A 7,893-nucleotide genomic window follows, 5' to 3' on the forward strand; every position below is an offset into this window, starting at 1 on the left:
CGCCGCGCCACGCCCTTGTCGCGCACCACGTAGCGCCCGTCCTCGTCGATCACCACGCGCTGGAACTCGGGATACGCCCGCAGTGCGTCCCCGCCGCGCGTCACAAAGTCCAGCACCCACCGCCACTCGTCGTCCAGCAGCCCCGCGTAGGCGCCGGTCGTGCGCACCTCCGCCAGCAGGTCGTCCGGGTCAAACCCGCCGCCGAGCGCCACCGTGACCACGTGCTGGGCGAGCAGGTCCAGCGGGCGCTCCACGGGGAGTCGCGATTCCACCGCGATGGCCTCCACCCCGTCGCGCGCGGCGGCTACTTCGATGAGTTCCAGCGCGTTGGTGGGCACGCAGGTGACGCGGCTTACGGCGCCCGGGCGGTGGCCGCTGCGCCCCGCGCGCTGCAGCAGCCGCGCGACGCCCTTGGGCGAGCCGATCTGCAGCACGCGGTCCACGGGGGAAAAGTCCACGCCCAGGTCCAGGCTGCTGGTCGCCACCACGCACCGCAGCTGTCCGCCGCGCAGGCCGGCCTCCACCCAGTCGCGCTTGGCGCGGTCCAGCGAGCCGTGGTGCAGGGCAATGAGCCCCGCCCAGTCCGGGCGCGCATCCAGAATGGCCTGGTACCAGATCTCCGTCTGCGACCGCGTGTTGGTGAACACGATGGCCGTCTCGCCTTCCTCGATGGCGTCCACCACCTGCGGCAGCATCTGCGTGCCCAGGTGGCCGGCCCAGGGAAAGCGCTCGATCCGCGGCGGGATCAGCGCGTCCACGATGATGTCCTTGGGCACCAGCCCTCGGATCACCCGCCCGGGCGGCCGGCCCGTCCCCGCGCCCAGCAGCGCCTCGCGCGCGTCGTCCAGGTTGCCGATGGTCGCCGACAGCCCCCACGTGCGCATTGTCGGGCGCCAGCGCCGCAGCCGGGCGAGGGCCAGTTCCGTCTGTACGCCGCGCTTGCTCCCCATCAGCTCGTGCCACTCGTCCACGATCACGGCGCGCAGGTCGGCGAACAGGGTGCGCGCGTCGTCGCGGGACAGGAGCAGCGCCAGGCTTTCCGGCGTGGTGACCAGCGCCGTGGGCAGGCGCGTGCGCTGGCGGGAGCGGACCTTGGCGGAGGTGTCGCCCGTGCGGCTTTCCAGCGTCCACGGCAGCCCCAGGTCCGCCAGCGGGGCGCGCAGCGCGGCCTCGGTGTCCGCCGCCAAGGCGCGCAATGGGGTGATCCACAGGATGCGCAGCGGCGGGGGCGGCTTGGCGGGCGCGCCCTTGGGATGCTCCGCCATCCACTCCAGCACCGGCCCCATCCACGCCGCGTACGTTTTTCCCGTTCCGGTGGCCGCGTGGATCAGTCCGCTTTCCCCCTCCAGGTACGCCTCCCACACCTCGCGCTGGAACGGAAACGGCTTCCACTTGCGCGACGTGAACCACCGTTCGGCCGGCGCGAGCGGGCCTTTGGCAGAGGAGGAGCGGCGGGGCGCGGCGGTCGGAGCGGCCATCCGGTTCGGCTGCGAGAGACGTGGAAACGTGATCATCAGCACGCGAAATGATCACGTTAATCTCTCATGATCATGTTTTGGACCCCGGGAAGATCCGTTCGATCATTGCCGGGCCGTGGAAACGTGATCATGAGCACACGAGTTGATCATGTTAATCTCTCATGATCACGTTTCGGACCGGGTGACGATCCGCTCCGCCTGAATGGAAAGGAGGCGAGGGACCGTAAGATCCCGCGCCTCCTTTCATCACCCGCCGGCGCCGCGGGTCAGGTGGGCTCGATGCCCAGCGTGCGCCGCAGCGAGTCGCGAAGCTGCGCGTCCCACGCGGGCGAGCGGCGGTCCTCGTATGCCTGATCGTCGTCCGTGAGCACCACGTACGCGTGGACGAGAAAGACGAGGAGGACCGCCACCGCCGTCCCGGTTTCCTGCGCCTCGGGCGAAAGCTGCCGCAGCACGAAACCGGTCACGAGCAGCACCACCCCGGTGCCCACAAGCCCCAGCCGGTTGGCCGCGCGGTCCAGCGGCGACGAGGTGTCCAGAGGGGAGCGGCGCTCCGCGGAGTCCACGAACTCGCGGATGAACTGCTGCGTCCGCTCCGACGGGTTCGGCTCGTGCAGCCAGATGCGCGCGCCGTTGTGCCCCACCGCCAGGAGCGCGGCCCGGTCGATGTCCGCCGTGTCGCGATAGAAGGTGACCTCGTCCCACCGGAGCAGCGTGATCTCGTCCGCGCGATGCGGCCGGCGCATGTGCCGCGCGATCCCCCGATCGTCCAGCACGTATTCCGCCGGGCGGCGCGTGACGCGGCTCCACAGCGCCCACACCGTTCCCGCCGCCGCGGCGATCACCGCCAGCGCCCACGCGCCCGCGGCCGGCGCGGAATCCACGTCGCCCGCCAGCAGTCCCGCGAGCAGCAGAACGACCGCGCACACCGCGGCGCCAAAGACCAGGAACGACCCGCGCTCCTCGTCCGTCGCGTGCAGCAGAATGCTGGCGTGCGGCGCGGAGCGGAGCGTCTCGTCCATCGGCGCCATCGCGAGCACGGGAGGGCGTTCGTCCGCGAACAGGGCCCAGTGATCCATCGTGCGTTGATCGTTCATGCCGCCCCAGCCGGGTTTCGGGATCCAGTCATTCCGCCCCCTGATCAACGGAGCGCGCGGCGGATCAGTTTCAGCCACCACCGGCCGGTGCCAATCGCCATCAACGGAGAAGGAGGCGCGGAACCGGGGTTCCGCGCCTCCTGTTCATCCATCCGCCTGCTTGGGGTCAGCGAGCCACGGCGGCGCGGCGCCAGTCCGACAGCCCGGGAACCAGGTTGGGCGAGGGCAGAATGCCAATGGCGACGAGCAGGGCGCGTGCGGTGTTCATCTCTATATCCTCGGGCACCGGAGTGCACCATTCGGGTTGTGCTTCAGGTCCTTCTCTCCTGCCCCACACCGTACGCGGCCCGCGTCCACGGAGTTTCAGGCGGATGATCCGCGTTGTGCGGCGGCCCGGCGAGCGGCTATCCTCCCGCCCATGCAGAGCCCCGATCCGCTGGACGAGGAGCTTCCCGCCCCCGTGCCCGCCGTGCCGTTCGGCGAGGCGGCGCGCACGTGGGCGCGCATCGGCGTGCTGAGCTTTGGCGGGCCGGCGGGGCAGGTCGCGGTGATGCACCGCGTGCTGGTGGAGGAGAAGCGGTGGATCAGCGAGCCGCGCTTTCTGCACGCGCTCAACTTCTGCATGCTGCTTCCCGGCCCGGAGGCGCAGCAGCTTGCCACCTACGTGGGGTGGACGATGTTCGGCGTGCGCGGCGGGCTGGCCGCGGGGCTGCTGTTCATCCTCCCCGGCTTTGTGACGATGATGGCGCTGAGCGCCGCGTACGCCGCGCTGCACGGCACGCCCTGGGTGACGACGATCTTCCTGGGATTGAAGCCGGCGGTGATCGCCATCGTGGTGCAGGCGCTGCTGCGCATCGGCGGGCGCGCGCTGGCGACCCGCGCGCAGGTGATGATCGCCGCGGCCGCGTTCATCGGCATCGCGCTGCTGGGCATCCCCTTTCCGCTGATCGTGATGGGCGCGGGCGTGGCGGGATGGCTCGCCCTTCCCGCCACCGCCGTGGACGATGATCCCCTGCCGCCCTCCACCCCCGCGGAGCGGCGGGCAATGACGATGCGGTCGCTGCGCGTTGCCGCGGTGTGCGCGGTGCTGTGGTGGGCGCCGGTCGCGGCGCTCGCCGCCGTGTTCGGCGCGGGGAGCGTGTTCGTGGCGGAAGGGGTGTTCTTCGGGCGGGCGGCGGCGGTGACGTTCGGCGGGGCGTACGCGGTGCTGGCGTACGTGGCGCAGCAGGCGGTGGGGCACTACGGATGGCTGGCGCCGGGGCAGATGCTGGACGGCTTGGGGATGGCGGAAACCACGCCCGGGCCGCTGATCCTGGTGGTGCAGTTCGTGGCGTTCCTGGGCGCGTACAACCATCCGGGCGCGCTGCATCCGCTGCTCGCGGGTGTGATCGGCGCGTCGGTGGCGGTATGGGTGACGTTCGCGCCGTCGTTCCTGTTCATCTTTGCGGGCGCGCCGTTCGTGGAGCGGCTGCGGCGCAACGGCGCGCTGGCGGCGGCGCTCTCCGGCATTACCGCCGCGGTGGTGGGCGTGATCCTGAACCTGGCGCTCTGGTTCACCCTGCATGTGCTCTTCGGGGGGATGACGGAGGTCGCGCCGCTCGGGCTGCGCATCGCCCTCCCCGACGTGCGCTCGCTGCAGATTGCGCCCCTGCTGATCGCCATCGGCGCCGCGGTCGCCATCTTCCGCTTCCGCGCCGGCATCCCCGCCATCCTCGCCGGCGCCGCCCTCTGCGGCATCATCCTGCGCCTGCTCGGGTGACGCAGCCGGACCCTATGGGGAACGATCGGGCCAAAAAGGTGAATCGGCCCCTATTGGGAACGAAGCGGGCGAATCACGGGTATCGTTCCCCAAAGGGTTCGCTCCGACACCATTGCTCCACTGCCGCATCCATGCGCGAAGAACATCTCGTCCAGGACCTCGCAGACCTCGCCCAGGTGGTCCGGCGCAGGCGCCTGGAAGAAAAGCTGACGCTGGACGACGCAGCCGGCCGCTTTGGTGTCGGCCGCCGGCTTCTGGTGGAGCTGGAAGGCGGCAAGCGGAACGTGCGCGCCAGCACACTGCTGGACCTCGTTCAGCTTCTGGGCTACGACCTGGTGCTGCGCCGCCGCGGCGGCCCGGCGGACGAGTGAGCGCGCCGATGCTGGACGTGTTTCTGCACGATGTGCCCGTGGGCCACATCCGCGGCGGCGAGCGGGGCCTGCTCTCGTTTCAGTACGGCGAGGCGGCGCTGGACCAGCCGGCGGCCTCGCGGCTCTCCATCCGGCTTCCCGTCCGCCCGGAGCCGTACGACCACGAGGCCACGACCGTCTTTTTCGAGAACCTGCTTCCGGAGGGCGAGGGGCGCGACCTGATCGCGCAGGCGCGCCACTATTCGCCCGGTGACGTGGGCGGGCTGCTGGGGATGGTCGGCGGGGAGTGCGCGGGCGCAGTGTCGCTCTGGCCCGCGGGGGAGTCGCCGTCCGCGCAGCCGTCGTACCGCACGCTGAGCCCGGCGGAGCTCGCCGCGCTGTTCGACCCCGAGTACGGCGCCCGCGTGACCGACATGCAGATCGCGGAGCGCCTTTCCATGAGCGGCGCCCAGCAGAAGATGATCTTTCGGCGCCGCGGCGGCACGTTTGAACTGCCGCTGAACGGCTCGCCCAGCAACGTGATCATCAAGCGCGCAAAACCCGTGTTTCCGGGGCTGGTGCTGAACGAGCTTGCGTGCATGCGGCTTCTGGCGGCGTGCGGCTTTCAGGCGGCTGTTTCCGAGGGTGTGGGCGGCGAACGTCTGCTGTTCCAGAGCCTGCGCTACGACCGGGTGGAGCAACCGGACGGCACGCTCCGCCGCCTGCACCAGGAAGATTTCTGCCAGGTGACGGGCCACCGGTCCGGCCAGAAGTACCAGGCGCGCGGCGGCCCCTCGCACGCCGACCTGGCCCAGGTGATCCGGCGGCACTGCGCCAATCCTCTGCGCGACCTGGAGACGTTGGCGCGCTGGGCTCTGTTCAACCTGCTGGTGGGCAACAACGATGGGCACGCCAAGAACCTGTCGCTCCTGTACGAGCCCGGCGGGCCCGCGCTGGCCCCCGTGTACGACGTGGTTTCCACGCACGTCTACCCGCAGATTGACCGCGAACTCGCCATCCACGTGGGCGGGCAGAAGAGCGTCGCGGGCCTGCACCGCGGCGCGCTGGAGAAGTTTGCGCGATCGATGAAGATGGGCACCTCCGCCGTCAGCCGTTTGGGGCTGGAGTTGGCGGAGCGGGCAGAGGCCGAACTGCCCGGCATCCTGCACGCGATCGCGGCGGAACACGGGCACGACGCCGTCCTCGATCAGATTCACGAACTCGTGCTGGATCGGGCCGCGTGGATGAAGACGTGGCTAACGAGAACCCTATAGGGAACGAAAGCACCAGATTCAGCCTTTCGTACCCTCTAGGCCTGAAATAAGCGAGTAGGCTCCCGAGCGCCTGACCGAAGGCTGTTCCGGTTCCGAACGGGACATAAGGCGCCGCTCGTCGGGCTTCAGGAGCTATTTCCTCGCCTCTTGCGCAGTCACGAGTGCCGGGGAGGCGCGTACTTTCTGTGCGCTTTCAGAGGCTCTGGTCCTTCAGCGCAGGGCCGAGCTCCCGTTTCGCCCAGGCTCGCCGCGAGACGGTACAGGCACTGCCGGTCTGCCGCACCCTGTTACGTGAATCCCACGTTCTCGATCATGCGCCAAGTGCCGAAGAGCCGGTCCAGCGTGGGATGGCAGCCGATGAGCCGGATCGTGATTCCCCGCGCCCTCCGCTCCACGCGCGCCGGGATCAGGATGAGTGCGTGCAGGAAACGGCGAAACTCCATCCGGATGTAGTCGCGGCGGTCGCTCTTGCAGTGCATCATCAGGGCTAGCCAGCTCTTGAGGTTCCACGCCAGCGCCGCCATGACCATGTACGCCCAGTTGCTCACCAGGTCGTACAGCGGCACCCGCAGGGCTCCGACCCCGTTCTTGAGCTGCTCGATCACGTTCTCCTGGTCGCACCGCTCGTTCGCGCACCGGACCACCTCCTCGGCGCTGAGGTCGGTGCGCGTGGTGACGTAGAAGAAGTAGCGGATCTCGTCGAAGAGCAGGTTCTCGCCCTTCATCTTGCTGATGTTCTTCCGCAGCGCCACCACGCGGTAGCTCCGGGCGCACTTGCCCGGCCGGTACTCGAACTCGGCGACGTCCTCGTACTTGAGTTCGAGGTTCAGGTAGCCGCGCTCCTTCACGATCCGCTCCTTCTCGTTCGGCTGCCGCCGGCGCGTCTGCTCCGTCAGCGGCGCCCGCTTCGCCTTGCGCTCCAGCCGGCGCCAGCAGCTCTCCTCCAGCGCCTCCGCACGGCTGCGCAGCGCCTTGCTGCAGTCCATGCCAAAGACGAAGTCCGCCCGCTCCGCCCAGCGGTCGAAGTGCGCGGTAAGCGAGAAGTCCGTGTCGCCGCGCAGGCACACCCGCTGCGCGTGCGGGCTCACCAGGTCGATCGCGCGGTCGATCCACTGCGCCGCGTCCGTGTGGCTGGGCGCGTTGCCCGGCCGGTTGACCACGTACAGTACCTCGCGCGTGTTCGCCAGCGAGATAATAAGCGGCGCGTATCCCCAGATCCCCTTGTAGGAGAGCCCCATCCCGGCCTTCTGCTCGCCGTCGGTCGGCGAAATGCTGCCGTCTGCGTCAACGTACGTCACCGGCCCCAGCATCTCCTTCGCACGCCCCCGCCAGAGCTTCGGACGCACCGCGTTGATGCACTCCATCAGCGTCAGCACGTCGGCTTCGCGGAACCGCCGGCAGAAGTCGCCCGCCGTCGTCGGGTCCGGGATCAGCTCCGCACCCAACGCGTTCATGTACGCCGTGTCGTGCCGCAGCCGCTCGATGTCCTCCAGCCGCGTGCCCCCGCACATCACGTTGTACGCGAGGTTCAGCACGTGGTCCGACTCGTGGTAGGGCAGGTGCACCTTCAGCAGCTTCAGCTTCCGGTCGATCTCCCGCGCCAGCCCCAGACGCGTCACCATGCGGTGCACCGCGGCGATGCCTCCGTAGCTCGTCGCGTCCGTGTTCGCGCCGATCTCGTAGTGCACCTTCCCCTTGCCGAGCATCGGCTTCGGCCGCGAAGACCAGTGCCCCGCCCGAGCATGCAGACGGGCAACTTTCCGCGTACGAGCGGCACTGTTCTTTCGACTCTTCGCGTGCGATATTCTCTTCACCGGAAAGGCTGATCTTGGGCGGCGAAAGTGATTCCTGGCAGAATCCCACCTACGCCAAGCAAGATAAGTCTTTCCGGTTTCTTTTTCTCCTCCCGCAGGCTCAGATCACGCTTACTGTGGG

General features: G+C 69.3%; 6 protein-coding genes. 3 read left to right on the forward strand and 3 right to left on the reverse strand.

Annotation, left to right across the window (positions count from 1 at the left end; all coding sequences use genetic code 11):
- Positions 1-1,478 (reverse strand): DEAD/DEAH box helicase (locus VF665_RS13130; RefSeq protein WP_331053884.1); only part of this gene is annotated, 1,478 nt, incomplete at its 3' end.
- A gap of 266 nt (positions 1,479-1,744) precedes the next feature.
- Positions 1,745-2,557: a hypothetical protein gene (locus VF665_RS13135; RefSeq protein ID WP_331053885.1), complete on the reverse strand. Its 813-nt coding sequence runs from the start codon at positions 2,555-2,557 to the stop codon at positions 1,745-1,747.
- Between the two features lie 436 nt (positions 2,558-2,993).
- Between VF665_RS13135 and chrA the strand changes: the two genes are divergently transcribed.
- The 3 genes from chrA (at position 2,994) to VF665_RS13150 (ending at position 5,958) form a co-directional block, all read left to right on the forward strand.
- Positions 2,994-4,334, forward strand: a complete 1,341-nt coding sequence (gene chrA, locus VF665_RS13140; RefSeq protein WP_331053886.1) for a chromate efflux transporter — start codon at positions 2,994-2,996, stop codon at positions 4,332-4,334.
- Between the two features lie 131 nt (positions 4,335-4,465).
- Entirely contained in the window at positions 4,466-4,705 is a 240-nt protein-coding gene (locus VF665_RS13145) for a helix-turn-helix domain-containing protein (RefSeq protein ID WP_331053887.1), read from the forward strand.
- 8 nt (positions 4,706-4,713) lie between these two features.
- Complete coding sequence (locus VF665_RS13150) at positions 4,714-5,958, forward strand: HipA domain-containing protein (protein ID WP_331053888.1); 1,245 nt, start codon at positions 4,714-4,716, stop codon at positions 5,956-5,958.
- A 287-nt stretch (positions 5,959-6,245) separates the two neighbouring features.
- On the opposite strand, the gene VF665_RS13155 is transcribed toward VF665_RS13150, so the two are convergent.
- Complete coding sequence (locus VF665_RS13155; protein ID WP_414678718.1) at positions 6,246-7,772, reverse strand: IS1380 family transposase; 1,527 nt, start codon at positions 7,770-7,772, stop codon at positions 6,246-6,248.
- Positions 7,773-7,893: the final 121 nt, after the last annotated feature.

Source organism: Longimicrobium sp. (genome assembly GCF_036387355.1).
GTDB lineage: Bacteria > Gemmatimonadota > Gemmatimonadetes > Longimicrobiales > Longimicrobiaceae > Longimicrobium.